This window comes from Streptomyces sp. DT190 (assembly GCF_049846985.1).
GTDB lineage: Bacteria > Actinomycetota > Actinomycetes > Streptomycetales > Streptomycetaceae > Streptomyces.
The window spans coordinates 133357-153248 of the sequence record NZ_JBNCNM010000005.1; the positions used below are offsets into that span (position 1 = coordinate 133357).

Annotated in this window: 20 protein-coding genes; 9 read left to right on the forward strand and 11 right to left on the reverse strand. The window is 72.9% G+C overall.

Annotated features, from left to right (window positions below; all coding sequences use genetic code 11):
• The first annotated feature begins 425 nt into the window (after positions 1-425).
• Entirely contained in the window at positions 426-1541 is a 1116-nt protein-coding gene (locus ACPXCS_RS11995; protein ID WP_425946524.1) for a magnesium and cobalt transport protein CorA, read from the forward strand.
• 23 nt (positions 1542-1564) lie between these two features.
• Positions 1565-2077 carry a hypothetical protein gene (locus ACPXCS_RS12000; protein ID WP_425946525.1) on the forward strand — a complete coding sequence of 171 codons (513 nt, stop codon included), beginning with the start codon at positions 1565-1567 and terminating at the stop codon, positions 2075-2077.
• A gap of 4 nt (positions 2078-2081) precedes the next feature.
• Here ACPXCS_RS12000 and ACPXCS_RS12005 read toward each other — a convergent pair whose 3' ends face one another.
• Entirely contained in the window at positions 2082-2834 is a 753-nt protein-coding gene (locus ACPXCS_RS12005) for a hypothetical protein (RefSeq protein WP_425946526.1), read from the reverse strand.
• Positions 2835-3071: 237 nt separating this feature from the next.
• Between ACPXCS_RS12005 and ACPXCS_RS12010 the strand changes: the two genes are divergently transcribed.
• The 3 genes from ACPXCS_RS12010 to ACPXCS_RS12020 are packed head-to-tail and all read left to right on the forward strand — an operon-like array spanning position 3072 to position 6124.
• Positions 3072-4358 (forward strand): magnesium transporter MgtE N-terminal domain-containing protein, encoded by a 1287-nt coding sequence (locus ACPXCS_RS12010; RefSeq protein WP_425946527.1) that lies wholly within the window; start codon positions 3072-3074, stop codon positions 4356-4358.
• Positions 4348-4947, forward strand: coding sequence for a DUF1003 domain-containing protein (locus ACPXCS_RS12015; protein WP_425946528.1), 600 nt, complete (start codon positions 4348-4350; stop codon positions 4945-4947). Before ACPXCS_RS12010 ends, ACPXCS_RS12015 begins: the two co-directional genes overlap by 11 nt.
• 43 nt (positions 4948-4990) lie before the next feature.
• Positions 4991-6124 carry an Mrp/NBP35 family ATP-binding protein gene (locus tag ACPXCS_RS12020; protein WP_425946529.1) on the forward strand — a complete coding sequence of 378 codons (1134 nt, stop codon included), beginning with the start codon at positions 4991-4993 and terminating at the stop codon, positions 6122-6124.
• 177 nt (positions 6125-6301) lie between these two features.
• Here the strand turns inward: ACPXCS_RS12020 and ACPXCS_RS12025 are convergent, their stop codons facing one another.
• The 5 genes from ACPXCS_RS12025 to sigE all read right to left on the reverse strand — a co-directional run bounded on the left by ACPXCS_RS12025 (position 6302) and on the right by sigE (position 12300).
• Positions 6302-6973, reverse strand: coding sequence for a hypothetical protein (locus tag ACPXCS_RS12025; protein WP_425946530.1), 672 nt, complete (start codon positions 6971-6973; stop codon positions 6302-6304).
• A gap of 224 nt (positions 6974-7197) precedes the next feature.
• The gene (locus tag ACPXCS_RS12030) at positions 7198-7641 is read right to left on the reverse strand and encodes a sec-independent translocase (protein WP_425946531.1); all 444 of its coding nucleotides are present in this window, start codon (positions 7639-7641) and stop codon (positions 7198-7200) included.
• 222 nt (positions 7642-7863) lie between these two features.
• Entirely contained in the window at positions 7864-9561 is a 1698-nt protein-coding gene (locus ACPXCS_RS12035) for a trypsin-like peptidase domain-containing protein (protein WP_425970956.1), read from the reverse strand.
• A 997-nt stretch (positions 9562-10558) separates the two neighbouring features.
• The gene (locus tag ACPXCS_RS12040) at positions 10559-11605 is read right to left on the reverse strand and encodes a zf-HC2 domain-containing protein (protein ID WP_425946533.1); all 1047 of its coding nucleotides are present in this window, start codon (positions 11603-11605) and stop codon (positions 10559-10561) included.
• Positions 11602-12300 (reverse strand): RNA polymerase sigma factor SigE, encoded by a 699-nt coding sequence (gene sigE / locus ACPXCS_RS12045; RefSeq protein ID WP_425946711.1) that lies wholly within the window; start codon positions 12298-12300, stop codon positions 11602-11604. Before sigE ends, ACPXCS_RS12040 begins: the two co-directional genes overlap by 4 nt.
• Positions 12301-12534: 234 nt before the next feature.
• On the opposite strand from sigE, the gene ACPXCS_RS12050 reads away from it, so the two are divergent.
• A complete protein-coding gene (locus ACPXCS_RS12050) occupies positions 12535-13233 on the forward strand; it encodes an O-methyltransferase (protein WP_425946712.1) in 699 nt (232 codons plus the stop codon).
• A gap of 117 nt (positions 13234-13350) precedes the next feature.
• On the opposite strand, the gene ACPXCS_RS12055 is transcribed toward ACPXCS_RS12050, so the two are convergent.
• The gene (locus ACPXCS_RS12055; protein ID WP_003966491.1) at positions 13351-13518 is read right to left on the reverse strand and encodes a DUF3117 domain-containing protein; all 168 of its coding nucleotides are present in this window, start codon (positions 13516-13518) and stop codon (positions 13351-13353) included.
• A gap of 383 nt (positions 13519-13901) precedes the next feature.
• On the opposite strand from ACPXCS_RS12055, the gene ACPXCS_RS12060 reads away from it, so the two are divergent.
• The gene (locus tag ACPXCS_RS12060) at positions 13902-14705 is read left to right on the forward strand and encodes an enoyl-CoA hydratase/isomerase family protein (RefSeq protein ID WP_425946534.1); all 804 of its coding nucleotides are present in this window, start codon (positions 13902-13904) and stop codon (positions 14703-14705) included.
• A gap of 27 nt (positions 14706-14732) precedes the next feature.
• On the opposite strand, the gene ACPXCS_RS12065 is transcribed toward ACPXCS_RS12060, so the two are convergent.
• Together ACPXCS_RS12065 and ACPXCS_RS12070 are read right to left on the reverse strand one after the other, a co-directional pair.
• Entirely contained in the window at positions 14733-15320 is a 588-nt protein-coding gene (locus ACPXCS_RS12065; RefSeq protein ID WP_425946535.1) for a DNA-3-methyladenine glycosylase I, read from the reverse strand.
• Positions 15317-15700, reverse strand: a complete 384-nt coding sequence (locus ACPXCS_RS12070) for a DivIVA domain-containing protein (RefSeq protein WP_425946713.1) — start codon at positions 15698-15700, stop codon at positions 15317-15319. The genes ACPXCS_RS12065 and ACPXCS_RS12070 overlap by 4 nt, the downstream gene beginning before the upstream one ends.
• Before the next feature lie 148 nt (positions 15701-15848).
• Here ACPXCS_RS12070 and folP point away from each other — a divergent pair, with 148 nt between their 5' ends.
• The gene (gene folP, locus ACPXCS_RS12075; protein ID WP_425946536.1) at positions 15849-16709 is read left to right on the forward strand and encodes a dihydropteroate synthase; all 861 of its coding nucleotides are present in this window, start codon (positions 15849-15851) and stop codon (positions 16707-16709) included.
• Positions 16710-16769: 60 nt separating this feature from the next.
• Here the strand turns inward: folP and ACPXCS_RS12080 are convergent, their stop codons facing one another.
• On the reverse strand, positions 16770-17528 hold the full coding sequence (locus ACPXCS_RS12080) for a TIGR00730 family Rossman fold protein (protein WP_425946537.1): 759 nt from the start codon (positions 17526-17528) through the stop codon (positions 16770-16772).
• A 119-nt stretch (positions 17529-17647) separates the two neighbouring features.
• Positions 17648-18727 (reverse strand): succinyl-diaminopimelate desuccinylase, encoded by a 1080-nt coding sequence (dapE, locus tag ACPXCS_RS12085; protein WP_425946538.1) that lies wholly within the window; start codon positions 18725-18727, stop codon positions 17648-17650.
• Between the two features lie 85 nt (positions 18728-18812).
• Between dapE and ACPXCS_RS12090 the strand changes: the two genes are divergently transcribed.
• Positions 18813-19793: a heavy metal transporter gene (locus ACPXCS_RS12090; RefSeq protein ID WP_425946539.1), complete on the forward strand. Its 981-nt coding sequence runs from the start codon at positions 18813-18815 to the stop codon at positions 19791-19793.
• Positions 19794-19892 lie beyond the last annotated feature (99 nt).

Consider the following 19892-nt stretch of genomic DNA (forward strand, 5'->3'; position numbering starts at 1 on the left):
AAGCGCCTTGACACGTCGGGCGGCTGGTACTCTTGCCCGGTGGTTCGGGGCAGCACGCAGAAGCGTCGCGATCAAGCCCCGACGCCGAAGGAACTCCCTTACGAGGGACCGGCCGGAGGAGGTGGGACTGCAATGGATCGAAGTCGACCGTGCAGTAGCACCACGCTCTTCCCGCCGCTGACGTAGCTGTTCTGGCTCTGGCTGGTCGCCACCTCTCGCACTCGCTTCACGCGGAAGAGCGCTTCGTTTCGCTTTGCCTGATCTGCCTCAGTAGCTGAATCAGTGACGAGACTCGCCACCGCGACGGTGCGGTGCTCCCCGCTTTGTGGACGTGCCAAACATCATCGGTCCCAACGTCCTCATTCCGGGTAGTTCCACCTGTCGGGTCCGGCGCCTTTTCGTTGCCTGTCGCGAAGGAGCCCGCCATGTCGATGATCCGCGACCTGCGCGCCGCCGTCCGCCCGTCCCGCGTGTCGCTGCGCAAGGACGGCGGTCCCTACGACGCCACCCGCAGCCCCGCGGCGACCTCCGCCGTCGTCGACTGCGCCGTCTACCGCGACGGCCGCCGCATCGAGACCGACGCCCCGCTGACCCCGCACGAGGCGGTGCGCGTGGCGCGCCGTGACGGGGGGTTCGTGTGGATCGGCCTGCACGAGCCGACGGAGGCCGAATTCGCCGGTATCGCCAGCGAGTTCGGTCTGCACCCGCTGGCCGTGGAGGACGCCGTCCAGGCCCACCAGCGGCCCAAGCTGGAGCGCTACGACGACTCGCTCTTCACGGTCTTCAAGACCATCCACTACGTGGAGCACGACCAGCTCGACGCCAACAGCGAGGTCGTCGAGTCCGGCGAGGTCATGTGCTTCACCGGCCGGGACTTCTTCATCACCGTCCGGCACGGCGGCAAGGGCTCGCTGCGGGCCCTGCGGCGCCGGCTGCAGGACGACCCCGAGCTGCTGGCCAAGGGCCCCTCGGCCGTGCTGCACGCCATCGCCGACCACGTCGTCGACGGCTACATCGCGGTCGCCGACGCGGTCCAGGACGACATCGACGAGGTGGAGACCGACGTCTTCTCCCCCGGCCGCAAGGGCGCGCCGCGCGGTTCGGACGCCGGCCGGATCTACCAACTCAAGCGCGAGGTGCTGGAGTTCAAGCGGGCCGTGTCGCCGCTGCTGCGGCCCATGCAGCTGCTGAGCGAGCGGCCGATGCGGCTGATCGACCCGGACATCCAGAAGTACTTCCGGGACGTCGCCGACCACCTGGCCCGGGTCCAGGAGCAGGTCCTCGGCTTCGACGAGCTGCTCAACTCCATCCTCCAGGCCAACCTCGCCCAGGCGTCCGTGGCGCAGAACGAGGACATGCGGAAGATCACCTCCTGGGCCGCGATCATCGCCGTGCCCACCATGGTGTGCGGCGTGTACGGCATGAACTTCGACCACATGCCGGAGCTGCACTGGCGGTACGGCTACCCGGCGATCATGGGCGTCACGGTGGTCATCTGCCTGGGCATCCACCGCACGCTGAAGCGGAACGGCTGGCTGTGAGCGGCGTGGATAGGCTGGCGGCCATGACAAGCGAGCTGCTCGGCCAGGCCCTCGTCGAGGAGGCCACGAAGAAGTCCGGCCTCATCTGGGTCCAGGGCCCCGACGGCCCGGCGCGCGCGCTGTGGCACGTGTGGCACGAGGGCGGGGCCTGCCTGGTCGGCGACGGGCCCGGCGAGCAGCCGCTGCCGGGCCTGACCGACGGGGCCGAGGCCCGGGTGACGGTCCGCAGCAAGGACAAGGGAGGCCGGCTGGTCTCCTGGACGGCCCGGGTCAGGCAGCTCGCACCGGGTTCCGAGGCCTGGGACGCGGCGGTCGGCGAGCTGAAGGGCAAGCGGCTGAACGCGCCCGACGGCGAGGCCATGACCGGGCGCTGGGCCCGCGAGTGCCGGGTGCTGCGTCTGGAGCCCACCGGGGCGCGGGCGCCGCTGCCCGACGGCTCCCTGTCCGAGCCGCCGCTGCCGTCCCCGGCGACCACCCGCCGCCCGGTCCCGGCGGGCCTGCCCCGCCTGCTGCTGAAGAAGCGCAAACGGGCCTGACGGCCTACGACGCCGGCAGTTGCTTGCCGTAGTCCACCGTCTCGTTCTTCTCCGGCTCCCTGAGGGCGAAGTCCTCCCCCCAGGCGGAGAACGTGAGCGTGCCCGCCCCGCCCGCCCGCTCCAGGCGCAGCGGATACGGCTTGCCCTCCAGGGAGACCTCCAGGGTGCCGCCGGAGCCCTTGTCGCCGGTGATGCGGATGGTGCGGACCCCCGCCTGTTCGTCGTGCCCGTCCGTCGCCAGCGAGCCGTGCAGGGTCAGCAGACCGTCGAGGAGGAGAGCCTTGTCCGTGAAGCCGCTGAACTTCCTGTACGAGGGGTCGCCCTGCGGCACCTTGACGAACTTGCCGTCGAGCTTGGAGGCCGCCGCCGCGTCCGTCGCGCCCTCGCCCTGGTCGTCGCCGTGACTCCAGAAGTCCGCGTCCGCCTTGACGAAGAGCTCGTCGCCGACGCGCAGCAGCTTGAAGGTCGTGCCCTTGGTGGTGACCGAGCCGTCGCCGCCGTCGTCCTTCAGCCGCATGTCGAGCGCGTAGGTCCGTCCGCCGCTGACGACGCTGCCGTGCACCCGGACCGCCCCGGCGTTCTGGGCGGCCGCGCGGGTCTTGCTCTGGATCTTGGCGGCGGGCAGTCTGCCCACCCCGTTGGTGCCCTCGTTCGGATCCTCCGCGCAGCCCGTCAGCACCGTTCCCGTCACGAGCAGTGCGCACGTCGCGGTCGCGAGTGCGGCACCGCGGCTACGGCTCTGGCGAATCGGAGTCACAGGTGGGGCTGCCTCTCTGACGGGAGACCTGAACGGCGTACCGCAGGGTACCGGGGACGTGCGGGCAGGTCGGAGCCGGTCCGTCCGGACCGGCCGCCCACGCGGGCCCGATCGGGACGGGCTAGCCTGAAGCCCATCCGAGCGGGCAATTCGGAAGACACAGCTACAAAGACAGGCACGACGTCAGGCAGTCCCACACGCATCAGGAACCACCCCGTACGCAAAGGAGCCGCGGCCATGGCAGCGGGCGCCCCCCGGATCTTCGTCTCGCACCTCTCCGGTGTCGCCGTCTTCGACCCCGCCGGTGACCAGGTGGGCCGTGTCCGCGACCTCGTCGTCATGCTGCGGATGGGACAGCGACCACCGCGGCTGCTCGGCCTCGTCGTCGAACTCGCCACCCGCCGCCGCATCTTCCTGCCCATGACCCGGGTCACGGCCATCCAGTCCGGCCAGGTCATCACCACCGGCGTGCTCAACGTCCGGCGTTTCGAGCAGCGGCCCACCGAGCGGCTGGTCTTCGGGGAGCTGCTCGACCGGCGCGTGACGCTCACCGAGAGCGGCGAGGAGGTCACCGTCCTCGACCTGTCGGTGCATCAGCTGCCGGCCCGCCGGGAGTGGGAGATCGACCGGGTCTTCGTCCGCAAGGGCAGGAAGGGCGGAGCGTTCCGGCGTGCCAAGGGCGAGGCCCTGACCGTCGAGTGGACCGCCGTCACCGGCTTCACCCTGGAGGAGCAGGGACAGGGCGCCGAGAACCTGCTGGCCACCTTCGAGCAGCTGCGCGCGGCCGACCTCGCCAACGTCCTGCACCACCTCTCCCCCAAGCGCCGCGCCGAGGTCGCCGCCGCCCTGGACGACGACCGGCTGGCCGACGTCCTGGAGGAGCTGCCGGAGGACGACCAGATCGAGATCCTCGGCAAGCTGAAGGAGGAGCGCGCCGCCGACGTCCTGGAGGCGATGGACCCCGACGACGCGGCCGACCTGCTGGGCGAGCTGCCCACGGACGAGCAGGAGCGGCTGCTGAGCCTGATGCAGCCGGGCGACGCGGCCGACATGCGGCGCCTGATGTCGTACGAGGAGCGCACGGCGGGCGGTCTGATGACCACCGAGCCGATCGTGCTGCGTCCCGACGCCACCGTCGCCGACGCCCTCGCCCGCGTCCGCAACCCCGACCTCTCCCCCGCCCTCGCCGCCCAGATCTACGTCTGCCGGCCGCCCGACGAGACCCCGACCGGCAAGTACCTCGGGACGGTCCACTTCCAGCGCCTGCTGCGGGAGCCACCGCCCTCCCTGGTCAGCTCGATCGTGGACAGCGACCTGCAGCCGCTCGACCCGGAGGCCGACCTGCCGGCCATCGCGGGCTTCTTCGCCACGTACGACATGGTGGCGGCGCCGGTCGTCGACGAGGCCGGGTCGCTGCTGGGCGCGGTGACCGTGGACGACGTCCTCGACCACATGCTCCCGGACGACTGGCGGGAGACGGAGTTCCACCTGGCCGAGGAGGAGGTGGCGACCGATGGTTCCTGAGCGCGAGAGCCCCCGCGAGCGCACGCCGGCCGGCGCCACCGCCGCCTCCCGGCCGCGCGCCACCCGCCTCGACCAGCCGGGCGTGCCCAGGCGCCGCATCCTGCCCGAGTACGACCCGGACGCCTTCGGGCGGCTGTCGGAACGCATCGCGCGCTTCCTCGGCACCGGACGCTTCCTGGTCTGGATGACGGCCGCCATCATCCTGTGGGTGGCGTGGAACACCCTCGCCCCGCGCGACCTGCGCTTCGACGAGTACCCGTTCATCTTCCTCACCCTGATGCTGTCGCTGCAGGCCTCCTACGCCGCCCCGCTGATCCTGCTCGCGCAGAACCGGCAGGACGACCGCGACCGGGTCAACCTGGAGCAGGACCGCAAGCAGAACGAGCGGTCGATCGCCGACACGGAGTACCTGACCCGCGAGGTCGCCTCCCTGCGGATCGGCCTGGGCGAGGTCGCCACCCGCGACTGGATCCGCTCCGAGCTGCAGGACATGCTCAAGGAGCTGGAGGAACGGCAGAACGGCCATCGCCACGACACCGTCGTATTCCCGGCGGAACGGTCGGGGGGACGTGACGCAGACGACCGCTGACGGCCTTTCCTACGCCCCGGTACGGCGCCGTACCATCGACCCTATGGCTACGGAAGACGCGGTGCGCGAGGCACTGGCGACGGTGAACGACCCCGAGATCCACAAGCCCATCACCGAGCTCGGGATGGTCAAATCCGTGGAGATCGGCGCGGACGGGGCGGTCGCGGTCACCGTGTACCTGACGGTCTCGGGCTGCCCCATGCGGGACACGATCACGCAGCGCGTGACCGAGGCGGTCTCCCGCGTCGAGGGCGTCACCCGCGTCGACGTCACGCTGGACGTGATGAGCGACGAGCAGCGCCGCGAGCTGGCCTCCGCCCTGCGCGGCGGCCAGACCGAGCGCGAGGTGCCGTTCGCCAAGCCGGGCAACCTGACCCGGGTCTACGCGGTCGCCTCCGGCAAGGGCGGCGTCGGCAAGTCCTCGGTGACGGTCAACCTGGCGGCGGCGATGGCGGCCGACGGCCTCAGGGTCGGTGTCGTGGACGCCGACATCTACGGCCACTCCGTGCCGCGCATGCTGGGCGCCGACGGCCGTCCCACCCAGGTCGAGAACATGATCATGCCGCCGTCGGCGAACGGCGTGAAGGTCATCTCCATCGGCATGTTCACGCCGGGCAACGCCCCGGTCGTCTGGCGCGGCCCGATGCTCCACCGCGCCCTGCAGCAGTTCCTGGCGGACGTGTACTGGGGCGACCTGGACGTGCTGCTCCTGGATCTGCCGCCCGGCACCGGCGATATCGCGATCTCCGTCGCCCAGCTCGTCCCGAACGCGGAGATCCTGGTCGTCACCACTCCGCAGCAGGCGGCGGCCGAGGTCGCCGAGCGCGCGGGCTCCATCGCCGTCCAGACCCACCAGAAGATCGTCGGCGTGGTCGAGAACATGTCCGGCCTGCCCTGCCCGCACTGCGGCGAGATGGTCGACGTCTTCGGCACCGGCGGCGGCCAGCTGGTCGCCGACGGCCTGACCCGCACGACCGGCACCACCGTCCCGGTGCTGGGCAACATCCCGATCGACGTCCGCCTGCGCGAGGGCGGCGACGAGGGCAAGCCGGTCGTCCTGACGGACCCGGACTCCCCGGCGGGCTCGGCCCTGCGCGCGATCGCGGGCAAGCTGGGCGGCCGCCAGCGGGGCCTGTCGGGCCTGTCCCTGGGGATCACCCCGCGGAACAAGTTCTGAAGCACCCTCGGGGGCAGAGCGCCCTGAGGGGCACGGGGAACCGCGCGAGCCACCACATCGCACCCGCAGCCGCCCGCGCGGCGTAGCCCCACGGCGAAGGGGCCCCACGGCGAAGGGGCCCCACGGCGAAGGGGCCCCACGGCGAAGGGGCGCCGAAAACCCGGCGCCCCAAAGAACTCACGCGTACGCGGCGATGTCCTTCACCACGGCGAAGCCGAGCCCGTACGCGCTCATGCCCCTGCCGTACGCCCCGACGTGCACGCCCGCCGAGGTGGAACCGGCGAGCACCCAGCCGAACTCCGACTCCCGGTAGTGGAACGCCGTCGGCACCCCGTCCACGGGCAGCGACAGCGTCGACCAGTCGGGCCCGTCGAGGTCGTCGGCCAGCACCCAGGCCGTCTCGGTCTGCTGCTCCAGCCAGTCGTCCCGCAGCGCGTGGTCCATCTGACCGGGCCAGGTGAAGGACAGCAGCCCCACCCCCGCGAGCCAGGCCGCCGACGACACCGACGTGGCCTCCAGCAGGCCCGTGCCGTCGGCGCTGCGCCGCGAAGGGCTGGCCGCCACGGTCACCACGACCGCGAACTTCTCCTTGGACTCCTGGTCGCCCCCGGCCGCGTGCTCGTTGCGCACCGTGGGTTCGTCGCCGTGCCCGATCGACCCGTGTTCGACGGCTCCGTCGGCCGTCGTGCCGACCTGCATCAGCCAGCGCGGCCCCGTGAAGGCCTCGTCGAGGCCGTACCACGGGAAGGGCGCGCGCAGGTAGCCGTCGACCGTGCGCCGCGCGGAGGGGAGCTGCTGTCCGCCCTCCGCGGCCGGCGCCTGCGCGACTGCCCCACTCGTCGTCTCCATGTGCCCGAGCCCTCCTCGCTCTCGTCGAACCGGGCGGCCCGCCCCCCTTCGGGCGTACTCGACCGGTTCGCACAACAACTCGGCAGCATAGCCACACCGCCGCGAGCAGCAGGGAAACCGCCCGGCGCGTGGGCCGCACGGGCGCCTCGTTCAGGCCGTAGACAGCCCGACCGGAGTATGAAACGCGTCACGCGCGCCGGGGCGCCGCTCCCCGGCGCGTCCGCTCAGGTGGCGTCCGCGTCGAAGGGTGGACGGTCGTCCCGGTCGGGGGTCTCGGGCTTCTTGGTCATGTCGATACGGCCACCGGACGAACCGGCGCCGGCGGACGAGGAGGTCCCGTCGGAGTCACGGCCGTGCACGGCGTCGGTGACCTCGGCCATCTCCTTCTTCAGGTCGAAGCCGTTGCGGATCTCCTTGAGCCCCAGGTCCTCGTTGTCCAGCTGCTTGCGGATGAACGTCTTGGGGTTCAGGTCCTCGAACTCGAAGTCCTTGAACTCGGGGCCCAGTTCCTCGCGGATGTCGTTCTTCGCGCTCTCCGAGAACTCACGGATCTTCCGGATCGTGCGCGTCACGTCCTGGATGACCTTGGGGAGCTTGTCCGGACCGAAGACGAGCACGGCGAGGACGATGAGCGTCACCAGCTCGAGCGGTCCTATGTCATTGAACACCTGAAGCTCCTTGCGATGTCCTCGGTCCTCGGCCCTCGGTGTGGTCGGTGCGGGTCTTGCCGTGGTCCGGGCCGGCTCCACGGTACCCGGCGATCCTGTCCGACCGGTACCGTCCCGAGACCTCTGCGTACGGGGAGTGGGAGCGCTTTCCCGGTTGTTTGCCTGATCGGCCCCTGGTGGGACTCGATGCGTCGTCTTCGCACGGGCCGGACCGCATGGGGGTCAGCCGCCCGAGGATCCGAGGACGAGCGAGACCGTCCGCGCCTTGCCGCCGCGCTCCACGGTCAGCTCCAGCCGGTCGCCCGGGCGGTGCGCACGCGTCTTGACGATCAGCTCCTCGCCGGAGTGGATCCGCCGGCCGTCGACCTCGGTGATGACGTCGCCCGCCTTGATGCCGGCCCTGGCGCCCGGGCCGCCCGCGGTGACCGGCGGCCCGCCCTCGCTGCCCTCCGTGTCGACACGGGCGCCGTCACCCGTGTAGTCCATGTCCAGCGTGATGCCGATCACCGGGTGGGTCGCCCTGCCCGTGTTGATCAGCTCCTCGGCGACGCGCTTGCCCTGGTTGATGGGTATGGCGAACCCGAGACCTATCGAGCCCGACTGGCCGCTGTCCGGGTCGGAGCCGCCCCCGGCCGAGCGGATGGCCGAGTTGATACCGACGACCCGGCCCTTGGAGTCGAGCAGGGGGCCGCCGGAGTTGCCGGGGTTGATGGGCGCGTCGGTCTGCAGCGCGTCGACGTACGACATGTCGCTGCCGTCGCCCTTGTCGCCGCCGGCCGTGATGGGCCGCTGCTTGGCGCTGATGATGCCGGAGGTGACGGTTCCGGCCAGGTCGAAGGGCGCGCCGATGGCCACGACCGGGTCGCCGACCTGCACGCTGTCCGAGTTGCCGAGGGGCAGCGGGGTGAGGCCGCTGACGCCCTTCACCTTCACGACCGCGAGGTCGTAGCCGCTGTCCCGGCCGACCAGCTCGGCCTCGGCGGTCTCCCCGCCGTTGAAGGTGACGGTGATCTCGCCGGTGGTCCCGGCGGGCCGCACGACGTGGTTGTTGGTGAGGATGTGGCCGCGGGTGTCGAGCACGAAGCCGGTGCCGGTGCCCTGCTCGCCTGAGCCGCTCACATGCAGCGTGACCACGCTGGGCAGGGCCCGTCCGGCGATCCCGGCCACACTGTCCGCGTCCCGCGCGACGGCCTCCTTCCCGGCCTGCGGCAACTCGACCGTCCCGACGCCGCCGTTGCGCTCCAGGTACGTCCCCACGAGCCCGCCGATGCCTCCGGAGACCAGGGCCAGCGCGACGGCCCCGAGCACCAGCGCCTTCCTGCCACGCCTGCGCCGCTGCTCGGTGCCCGGGACCGGCGCCCCGGTCTGCTGCAGGGGGCCGGGAGCCGCCCAGGGGTCGTAGCGGCGCCAGGGATCGGGGGTGGGGGCGTCGGCGAAACCGGCGGGGGCGGGTGCCGGGATGCCCGGGGGCGTCGCCTGGCCCGGAACCGGTGCCGGGATGCTCGGGGACGGCGCCTGGCCCGGAACCGATGCCGGGATGCTCGGGGACGGCGCCTGGCCCGGAACCGGCGCCGGGCCGCCGGGAGCCGGCACGTACGGGGCGGGCGCCGGAACGCCCGGGGCCGGGTGCGGGACACCCGGGGCGGGCGCCGGAACGCCCGGAGCCGGGGCCGGGGCTCCTGGCGCCGGAGCGCCTGACGGCGACGGCACCGGCGTGCCGTGCGCGACAGGGGCTCCCTGCGCGTCCGGCACGGCCGCCATGCCCTGCGCCGGAGTCGCCATGCCCTGAGCCTGAGCCGCCGCCGGGTGCTGGACGGGCGGCGCGGGCGCCCAGGGGCCCGGTTCGCCGTAGGGCGGGGTGCTGTAGGGGTCGGGGTCGTGCAGAGGCCTGGGGGCGTCCTGAGCGGGCACGGCGGGCACGGTGGCAGGGCTCCCGGCGGTACCGACAGCGCCACTGTCACCGCCCCGGGCGGAAACCGCCTCGGGAGCCCGGCCCGCAAAGCCTTCGGCATCCGCCTCGGGGGATCCGGCCGCGTTCCCGGAGAAGTCCGTCCCGGGGACCCGGGCCGCGCTCGCGTCGGAGGCCACCTCGGGAGCCCGGTCGGCATAGCCTGCGGCATCCACCTCGGGCACCCGGCCCGCATTGCCTGCGGCATCCACCTCGGAAACTCGGCCCGCATAGCCCTCGGCATCCACCTCGGGGGACCCTGCCGCGTTCCCGGCGGACACAGTCCCGGGAGCCCGGCCCGCGCTGTCGGCGGACACGGACTCGGGAGCCCGGCCCGCGTCGACCGCGGCATCCGCCTCCGAGGACCCTGCTGCCCGTCCTGCGGACACCGACTCGGGGCGCCCTGCCCCGATCCCGGCGGAAACCGCCTCGGAGGACCCCACCGCGCTCCCGGCGGACGCCACCTCGGGCGCCCCCGTCGCGTCCTCGGCAGGCACCGTCCTGGCGGCCTCTGCCGCGCCCTCGGCAGGCGTCACCCCGGGCGTCCCTGCCACGCTCCCGGCAGGAGCCACCTCGGGCGCCCATTCCGCAAGGGCCCCCACCTCACGGGACTCCGCCGCACCCCCGGGCGGCATCGACGCGGCGTCCGGGTGGCGCAGTTCGTAGTCGCCCGTGTCCTCGTCCTGCCGGGCCTCGGGGCGGGCCAGTTCGAAGTCTCCCCCGGTGTCCCTGGCCGGGGCGGGCGTCTCGTCGGCCGGCGGCTCCGCTCCCGCGGGGTCCTGCGGCCGTGGACGACCCCACCACTTCGCTTTCGTGGGCTTCCCCTCGTTCATGCTCTCCCCACAGCACAGCCGCGGCACGGCTCGTCAGCGGTGGCCGCAGTTCGTCGAATCGGCGCCCGGACACAGCTCGGCCGCGGGCACCACCCCCGGATTCAATCAGGTTCGCGGGCCGGTGCGCAGAGGCCGGTCAGCGGGCCGTGCGCGAGGAAGCGGGGGCCGAGGGGGACGGGGCCGCCTCCGGCAGCGGCACGGCCAGCAGGGGCGCGGTGATCTCGGGGAGCGCCGACCAGGAGGTCAGGACGGCCGGCGGGGCCGCCTCCAGCGGACGTATCAGCGGGGACATGGCGGCGGCACCGGCCACCACCGGTGCGGTCAGCGCGTGCACGGCGCCGTGCCGGGCGGAGGAGGGCGGCGGCACTCCGGGGAGCAGCGGCGCGGCCACCTCGGTCGGGGCGACCGCGGTCTGGCCGAGCGGGTGCTGGCCGTGCACCTGTCCGAGCAGCGGTCCCGCGCCGCGGCGGCGCTGGGAGTCGGGAGCCGTCGCGGCACCCGTGCCCTGCGTGCGCATCGGCGTCACGTTGCTTCCCGAGCCCGAGCCGCTCCGGGCCTCCGTGTCGGTCGGGGTGCCCGCGGTGACACCGCCGAGCGCGATCGCGGCCAGGGACACCGCCCCGGCGGCGACGAAGGCGAACCGCAGCCGCGAGGACGAGCGGTCCGGGTCGGACCGGCCGACGTCGTGGATGCGGAAGCCGCGGCTGCCCGGGGGGAGACCGCCCTGGTCGGCGGGAAGGCCGCGCTCACCCGCCGCGAGACCCCTCCCCGCGGAGGACGGCAGGGGGGAGAGATGCGGTCGGGACGGGGCGTAGCCGAAGTCGAACCGCTCACCGCGCTTGGCGGGGAACGCCCCGGACGAGCCGAACCGCCCCGACAGCCCGCCGGGCAGCCCCGGGCCGCCCGGCGGCAGCTCACCGTCCGGGCCGCCGCCCGCGGGTAGTCCCTGCAGGCGGGCCAGGAAGCTCTCGGAGGGGGGCGGCGGGGCCGCCTCCGCGAAGACGTTCTTCAGCCGGCGCTGGGCGTCCACCTCCGCCTTGCACTTCGGGCAGGTGGCCACGTGCGCCAGCACGCGCTCGCGCGCGTCATGACCGAGCTCTCCGTCCACCAGGGCGGACAGTCGGTCTCCAAGGTGCTGCTCTGCGAGGTGTCCCTCGGAAGCTTTGGGCTGTGATCCGCTCACGCGCTCGCGCCCCCTCCTCCCAGGGCGGGGATGCGGGGCACGAAGGAGCGGCGCTCGGCGCGCGCCTCCGGGGAGCGGTGCGCGAGGGCCTTGCGCAGCTGGGAACGGCCGCGGTGGATACGCGAGCGGACCGTGCCGAGCTTGACGCCCAGGGTCGCGGCGATCTCCTCGTAGGACAGTCCCTCGATGTCGCACAGGACGACCGCGGCGCGGAACTCGGGGGCGAGGGTGTCGAGGGCCTGCTGGACGTCCGCGTCGAAGTGGGCGTCGTTGAACACCTGCTGGGGGGTGGGCTCCTTGCTGGGCAGCCGCTCGGCCGCGTCGTCGCCGAGGGCGTCGAAACGGATGCGCTGCTTGCGGCGGACCATGTCCAGGAACAGGTTCGTGGTGATGCGGTGCAGCCAGCCCTCGAAGGTGCCCGGCGTGTAGGTCGACAAGGAGCGGAAGACGCGGACGAAGACCTCCTGCGTGAGGTCCTCCGCGTCGTGCTGGTTGCCGGTGAGGCGGTAGGCGAGCCGGTAGACCCGCCCGCTGTGCGTGCTGACGATCTCCTCCCACGTGGGCGGAGTCCACGCCTGCCCGTCCGCGTCGGTGGCGAAGGTCGCGGTCTGGGCGGAGCCTGCGGCGTGGCTGTGGTCAGCAGTGTCGTTCACGGATGTCGGCCTGCCCGCCGATCCGAGGAAGCGCCGGAGCACTCCTCCCCGATCCACAGGCGCGGCCGCACCTCCCCTGTCAGCTCTGGTGGTGTCCAGTGGAGCCCCTACCATAGCCACCTCGCCCGTTAGGACCGGATAAGCGGTTTTACGAGAATTTGATCTGGGCTGATACGCCTCGTACTGCTGCGTCGGCACTTGCTCGGCGTCCATATCCACTGCCTGCCCCCCGTCCCGGCCCGCGCCGCTCGCTCATCCCTTTAAACGACCGGTCCCATCTGCGGGTTCCCGAGCCCAACGGATACAGTCACGCCCAGGCATCCACGGGGACAGGAGAGGGTCATTACCGGCAACCGGCAGACGAGCTGGGCGTTCGCCGACGCCTATGTCGCCGAGGACGAAGCGCTGCACTGGGCCCGGGACCGGGCCCGTGAGGCAGGGCTGCGCTCGGTGTCGCCCGGCACGGGCGCCGCGCTGCGGTTGCTGGCCGCCTCCGTCGACGCCAAGGCCGTCGCCGAGATCGGCACCGGCTGCGGTGTCTCCGGGATCCACCTGCTGCACGGCATGCGGCCCGACGGTGTCCTGACGACCGTGGACCCCGAGCCGGAGCACCAGCAGTTCGCCCGGCAGGCCTTCCGCGCCTCCGGCTTCGCCAGCAACCGGGCGCGCTTCATCCCGGGCCGCGCCCTGGACGTGCTGCCCCGCCTCGCGGACGCCGGCTACGACCTGGTCTTCTGCGACGGCGACCGGCAGGAGGTCATGGACTACCTCGCTGAATCGTTGCGTCTGCTGCGGACCGGCGGGCTCGTCGTGTTCGAGGGCGCCTTCGCGAACGGCCGGACGGTGGACTCCGGTCCGCAGCCCACCGAGGTGCTGCGGCTGCGGGAACTGCTGCGCGCGGTGCGCGAGAGCCAGGAACTGGTGACGTCCCTGCTGCCGGTGGGCGACGGTCTGCTGTGCGCCGTGAAGCGCTAGCCCCCGGGCACGTTAGCGCCGCCGAAGCCTGGGCAGGCGCAGTCATGGGTGAGAAAACAGCCGCCCCGGCACCTCATGTGATGCCGGGGCAGCTGAAAGGGTATGGTCGCTTGCGCGTCAGCCGACGACCTTCTTGAGGGCGTCGCCCAGGGCGTCGGCCTCGTCCGGGGTCAGCTCGACGACGAGCCGACCGCCGCCTTCGAGCGGAACGCGCATGACGATGCCCCGCCCCTCCTTGGTCACCTCGAGCGGGCCATCACCCGTCCGCGGCTTCATGGCCGCCATGCTCGTACCCCTTCCTGAAACCCAGCTCAGTCAAAGCCGACGGCCCTGAAGAAGGGCACACGTGCGGTTCCTTGTGGCAGGACACGCGACACCGGCATCGAACACATTGCTTCCAAGCCATTATCCCGCATCTCAGGACCCGATGACCAACATCGGTCGGCATCGCTTGGGCAACGCACGCGAGCAAAACCACTCAATTCGGCGATGAGACTGCGATACTCCGCCCCCGCACACACGTCTGCCGAAGGAATCCGGACGAGAATTCTTTGACGCAGGTCACACGGGCGCTCCGGTTCCGCGCCGGCGATCTCCGTCATGCTGTCCTGCAGACCGGGACGTACCAGTGGGTACGTCCCCGAGCCGCGACGCGGAGGGGATACGCCATGGCCGACACCGTGCTCTACGAGGTGAGCGACGGGCTCGCGACGATCACGCTGAACCGCCCGGAGGCGATGAACGCGCTGAACGTGGCGACCAAGGTCGCGCTGCGGGAGGCGGTCGAGTCCGCGGCGGGCGACGCCGCGGTACGGGCGGTGCTGCTGACCGCGGCGGGCGAGCGGGCGTTCTGCGTCGGGCAGGACCTCAAGGAGCACATCGGGCTGCTGGCCGCCGACCGGGAGTCCGGTTCGGGGCAGACGATGAGCACGGTGCGGGAGCACTACAACCCCATCGTGCGGGCCCTGGCCGGGGCGGCGAAGCCGGTGGTCGCCGCCGTGAACGGGGTGGCGGCGGGGGCCGGCTTCGGGTTCGCGCTCGCGGCGGACTACCGGGTCGTGGCGGACACGGCGGCGTTCAACACGTCGTTCGCGGGCGTCGCGCTGACCGCGGACTCCGGGATCTCCTGGACGCTGCCGCGGGTCGTCGGACCGGGGCGCGCCGCCGACCTGCTGCTCTTCCCGCGGAACATCGGCGCGCAGGAGGCGTACGAGCTGGGGATCGCGAACCGGCTGGTACCGGCCGCGGAGCTGCGGGCGGAGGCCGAGAAGGTGGCGCGGGCGCTGGCCGGGGGGCCGACCGTGGCGTACGCGGCGCTGAAGGAGTCGGTGGCCTTCGGGCTGACGCACTCGCTGGAGGAGACGCTGGAGAAGGAGGACGAGCTGCAGACGCGGGCCGGGTCCTCCGAGGACCACGCGATCGCGGTGCAGGCCTTCGTCAACAAGGAGAAGCCCAAGTACCTGGGCCGGTGAGGGCCCGGGGCCGGCCCGGCGCGCCCCTCACGGGGCGCTCCGGGCCGTGCACGTCTGAAGGTGATCGTTCACCAGGCCGCACGCCTGCATCAGGGCGTACGCCGTCGTCGGGCCCACGAAGCGGAGCCCGCGCTTCTTGAGCGCCTTGGACAGGGCCGTCGACTCCGGGGTGACGGGCGGGACGTCCGCGAGGGTCTTCGGGGCCGGGCGGCCCGCCGGGTCCGGGGCGTGCGACCAGATGAGGGCGTCCAGCTCGCCCGGGGACCAGGTCGCCAGCTCCCGGGCGTTGGCGAGGGTCGCGTCGATCTTGGCGCGGTTGCGGATGATGCCGGCGTCGGCCAGCAGCCGCTCGCGGTCCTCGTCCGTGAAGGCGGCCACCGAGGCGATCCTGAAGTCGGCGAACGCGGCGCGGAAGCCCGGGCGGCGGCGCAGGATCGTGATCCAGGACAGGCCGGACTGGAAGGCCTCCAGACTGAGCCGCTCGAACAGCGCGTCGTCGCCGTGGACCGTGCGGCCCCACTCCTCGTCGTGGTAGGCCACGTACTCGGGGGCGGACAGGGCCCAGGGGCAGCGGGGTTCGCCGTCCGGGCCCAGGAGGGCGGCGCCGTCGCTCACGGCCGGTCCTCCTGCCCCGGGGCGGGCTTGTCCATGGACACCCGGTGCTCGCCGGGCGCGTGCAGCGGGGCGTGCGAGGAGGACGCGCGGGCGCCCGCCAGGGCCGACTCCAGGTCGGCGATCCGGGCGTCGCGCTCGGCGAGTTCCGCGCCCAGGCGGCTGAGGGCGTCGTCGACGTCGGCCATGCGGTAGCCGCGGGCGGCCAGCGGGAAGCGCAGGTCCTCCACGTCGGCGCGGCTGACCGGGCGGTCCGGCGGCAGCGGGTCCCGCAGCCGCTCGGGGGCCGCCTCGGGGAGCGGGCCGTTGTCGCCGCCGCCCACCACCGCGAGGGTCACCGCGCCGACCACGACGGCGAGCGCGACGACCAGGAACAGGAACATAACCATCGCGGGGCCCCCACGGTCGGACGGATCGGAGTCGCCCAGCACTCCGAGTCGGATGTTGTCAGGCTCCGATCGTGCCATGTGCCCGCGCCCGTTAGGGTCGCAGGCGGCGGAAGACGGGACGTACCAGGGAAGGTCACAGGGGATGCTCAGGCTGGGCAAGCGGGAATTCGGGCCGCACGAGCCGGTGATCATGGCGATCGTGAACCGGACCCCTGACTCCTTCTACGACCGGGGTGCCACCTTCCACGACGAGCCGGCCCTGGCCCGCGTGGAGCGGGCGGTGGCCGAAGGGGCCGCGATCATCGACATCGGCGGGGTCAAGGCCGGGCCGGGCGAGGAGGTCACGGCCGAGGAGGAGGCCCGGCGGACGGTCGGGTTCGTCGCGGAGGTGCGGCGCCGGTTCCCGGACGTGGTCATCAGTGTGGACACCTGGCGGGCCGAGGTCGGCGAGGCCGTGTGCGAGGCGGGTGCCGACCTGCTGAACGACGCGTGGGGCGGGGTGGACCCGGGCCTCGCGGAGGTCGCCGCGCGCCACGGGGTGGGGCTGGTGTGCACGCACGCCGGGGGCGCCCGCCCGCGGACCCGGCCGCACCGGATCGAGTACGACGACGTCATGGCCGACATCCTGCGGGTGACGGTCGGGCTGGCCGAACGGGCGCTGGCCCTGGGGGTACCGCGGGAGTCGATCATGATCGACCCGGGGCACGACTTCGGCAAGAACACCCGGCACAGTCTGGAGGCGACGCGGCGGCTGGAGGAGATGGTCGCCACGGGGTGGCCGGTGCTGGTGTCGCTGTCCAACAAGGACTTCGTCGGCGAGACGCTGGACCGGCCCGTCACGGAGCGGCTGGTCGGCACGCTGGCGACGACGGCCGTCTCGGCGTGGCTGGGGGCGCAGGTGTACCGGGTGCACGAGGTCGCCGAGACGCGGCAGGTGCTGGACATGGTCGCGGCGATCGCGGGGCATCGGGTGCCGTCCGTCGCGCGACGCGGGCTCGCCTAGCAGGGGGCCAGGGGGCGGTGCGCGCCCCCCGGACTCCACACGGCCCAGGTCGGACTCGGCCTAGCGGCCGGCCTCCTTCGACACCAGGGCCACCGCCTCGTCCACGTCGTCCGTGACGTGGAACAGCAGCAGGTCCTTCTCGGCCGCCTTGCCCTGGGCGATCACCGTCTCACGCAGCCAGCTGACCAGGCCGCCCCAGTACGCGGTGCCGAACAGGACGATCGGGAAGCGGGTCACCTTCTGGGTCTGGACGAGGGTGAGGGCCTCGAAGAGCTCGTCGAGGGTGCCGAGCCCACCGGGCAGGACCACGAAACCCTGCGCGTACTTGACGAACATCATCTTCCGCACGAAGAAGTAGCGGAAGTTCAGGCCGATGTCGACGTACGGGTTCAGGCCCTGCTCGAACGGCAGCTCGATGCCGAGGCCGACCGAGATGCCCCGGGCCTCCAGGGCGCCCTTGTTGGCCGCCTCCATCGCGCCGGGGCCGCCGCCCGTGATGACCGCGAAGCCCGCCTCCACCAGGCCCCGGCCCAGCCGTACGCCCGCGTCGTACTCGGGCGAGTCCGCCGGGGTCCGGGCCGAGCCGAACACGCTGATCGCGGGAGGGAGTTCGGCGAGCGCGCCGAAGCCCTCGATGAACTCCGACTGGATGCGCAGCACCCGCCAGGGGTCGGTGTGGACCCAGTCGGAGGGGGCCCGCTCGTCCAGCAGCCGCTGATCGGAGGTGCTGCCCTGCGCCTGGTCCCGCCGCCGGAGGACCGGCCCCTGGCGCTTCTCCTCCGGCGGCTGCTTCTTCCCCTCGGGGTTGCCGGTCGCCATGTGCGCTCCCTCCGTCGTGCCTGTCTTTCCACCTCAGCGTAGATCCACGCGGGTTACGAACGAGGGACGTGAGCATGTCCGCGATCCAGCGCCGTAAACACGAAGCGCTCCGGGCGGTCTCAGGCGGTCAGCCAGTTCCGCAGGCGCTCCTCGCCGGCGAGGATCTTCGCGACCTCCACGCGCTCGTCCCGCTTGTGCGCCAGGTGGGGGTTGCCCGGGCCGTAGTTGACCGCCGGGACGCCCAGGGCCGAGAAGCGGGAGACGTCGGTCCAGCCGTACTTCGGCATCGGGGTGCCGCCGACGGCCTCGATGAACGCCTTCGCCGCCGGGTGGGACAGGCCCGGCATCGCCGCGGCGCTGTGGTCGACGACCTCGAAGCCGGTGACGCCGCAGTCCGCGAAGACCTCCCGGACGTGCGCCACGGCCTCCTCGGGGGTGCGGTCGGGCGCGTAGCGGAAGTTGACGGTGACCACGCACTCGTCGGGGATGACGTTGCCGGCCACTCCCCCGGTGATGCCGACGGCGTTGAGGCCCTCGCGGTACTCCAGGCCGTCGATGACCGGCCACCGCGGTTCGTAGGAGGCCAGCCGGGCGAGGATCGGGGCGGCGGCGTGGATCGCGTTGGAGCCCATCCAGCCGCGCGCCGAGTGGGCCCGCTCGCCCTCGGTGCGCAGCAGCACCCGCAGGGTGCCCTGGCAGCCGCCCTCGACCTGGCCGTCGGAGGGTTCCAGCAGGACGGCGAAGTCGCCCGCCAGCCACTCGGGGTGCGCCTCGGAGACGTGCTTGAGGCCGTTGAGCTCGGCCGCGACCTCCTCGTTGTCGTAGAAGACGAAGGTCAGGTCGCGGTTGGGAGCCGGGACGGTGGCCGCGATGCGCAGCTGCACCGCGACGCCCGACTTCATGTCGCAGGTGCCGCAGCCCCACAGGACGCCGTCCTCGTCGAGCCGGGAGGGGACGTTGTCCGCGATCGGGACGGTGTCGATGTGGCCGGCCAGGACGACCCGCTCGGCGCGGCCCAGGTGCGTGCGGGCGACGACGTTGTTCCCGTACCGGTCGACCGTCAGGTGGGGCAGCGCGCGCAGCGCGGTCTCGATCGCGTCCGCGAGCGGCTTCTCGGTGCCGCTCTCGGAGCGGAAGTCGACGAGCCGGGCGGTGAGCTCCGCGGCGTCCAGCGTGAGGTCAAGGGAGGTGTCGGCCATGCCGTCGACCCTAACGCGCGTTGCCCTGCGCACAGTCTTCCCACCGGGCTCATGCGACTCCGTACTCTCCAGTACCTTGTACGGCGTGCCAGAGCCGTCCTCTCCCAAGCGTCGTGGCCGCCTCTTCCGATGCGGGGCCGCCTTCGTGGCCCTGCTCGCGGTGGCCGGTTACCTCGTCGTGCAGTACGTCACCGGGGGTTCCGGCGGGCCGGGCTGCACCGTCGTCTCCGGCAAGGGCGACGGGGCGTCGTACGAGTTCACGCCCGAGCAGGCGGTGAACGCGGCGACGATCACCGCCGTCGGGACCGCGCGCGGCCTGCCCGAACGGGCCGTGACCATCGCGCTGGCGACCGCGCTGCAGGAGTCGGCGCTGCGCAACATCGACCACGGCGACCGTGACTCGCTCGGCCTGTTCCAGCAGCGGCCCTCACAGGGCTGGGGCACGCCGAAGGAGATCATGGACCCGACGTACTCGGCGGGCGAGTTCTACGACCACCTGGTCAAGGTGCCCGGGTACACGCGGCTGCCGCTGACCGTCGCCGCCCAGCGTGTGCAGCGCAGCGGCTTCCCGCAGGCGTACGCCAAGCACGAGCCGGACGCCGCGCTGCTCGCCGCGGCCCTGACCGGCCAGTCCGCGGCCACGCTGACCTGCGAGGGCCGGCCGGCCGCGACCCGGGCGTCGGGCCCGGACGGGGTGCGTGCCGCGCTGGCGCGCGACTTCGGGCGCGATGTGCTGGAGCCGGCCGGCGCGCAGGTGGACGGCTCGTCCGCGGCCGCGCCCACGCCCTCCCCGAGCGCCACGGGCGGGTCCGGCGGCCGGACGGTGACGCTGCCGGTGGACGCCGGGACGAGCCCCGCGGGCGGGCGGGACCCGGAGCGGCGCGGCTGGCAGCTGGCGCACTGGGCCGTGGCCAACGCCTCCGAGCTGCACATCGCGCGGGTGACGTACGCGGGGCGGGAGTGGGTCGCCGGGAACACCGCGCGCGAGTGGCGGGCCGCCCCGGCCGAGGGCACGGCGGGGGCGGAGCGGACCGCGGAGGCGGTCCGGATCGTCACGATGCGCTAGATCGCGCAGGGGTGCGGGCACTCACCCCCGGGGGTTACCCGTGCGCGGCGCGGCGACGGTCGGCGCGGGCCTGCACACCCTCATCCCCCGCGCGCGGGA

Coding starts and splice junctions, on each gene's coding strand:
- folP (WP_425946536.1), top strand. CDS start 15,849: ATGCTCAGGCTGGGCAAGCGGGAATTCGGGCCGCACGAGCCGGTGATC.
- ACPXCS_RS11995 (WP_425946524.1), top strand. CDS start 426: ATGTCGATGATCCGCGACCTGCGCGCCGCCGTCCGCCCGTCCCGCGTG.
- ACPXCS_RS12070 (WP_425946713.1), bottom strand. CDS start 15,700: ATGTTCCTGTTCCTGGTCGTCGCGCTCGCCGTCGTGGTCGGCGCGGTG.
- ACPXCS_RS12060 (WP_425946534.1), top strand. CDS start 13,902: ATGGCCGACACCGTGCTCTACGAGGTGAGCGACGGGCTCGCGACGATC.
- ACPXCS_RS12010 (WP_425946527.1), top strand. CDS start 3,072: ATGGCAGCGGGCGCCCCCCGGATCTTCGTCTCGCACCTCTCCGGTGTC.
- ACPXCS_RS12080 (WP_425946537.1), bottom strand. CDS start 17,528: ATGGCGACCGGCAACCCCGAGGGGAAGAAGCAGCCGCCGGAGGAGAAG.
- ACPXCS_RS12015 (WP_425946528.1), top strand. CDS start 4,348: ATGGTTCCTGAGCGCGAGAGCCCCCGCGAGCGCACGCCGGCCGGCGCC.
- ACPXCS_RS12055 (WP_003966491.1), bottom strand. CDS start 13,518: ATGGCGGCCATGAAGCCGCGGACGGGTGATGGCCCGCTCGAGGTGACC.
- dapE (WP_425946538.1), bottom strand. CDS start 18,727: ATGGCCGACACCTCCCTTGACCTCACGCTGGACGCCGCGGAGCTCACC.
- ACPXCS_RS12000 (WP_425946525.1), top strand. CDS start 1,565: ATGACAAGCGAGCTGCTCGGCCAGGCCCTCGTCGAGGAGGCCACGAAG.
- ACPXCS_RS12020 (WP_425946529.1), top strand. CDS start 4,991: ATGGCTACGGAAGACGCGGTGCGCGAGGCACTGGCGACGGTGAACGAC.
- ACPXCS_RS12025 (WP_425946530.1), bottom strand. CDS start 6,973: ATGGAGACGACGAGTGGGGCAGTCGCGCAGGCGCCGGCCGCGGAGGGC.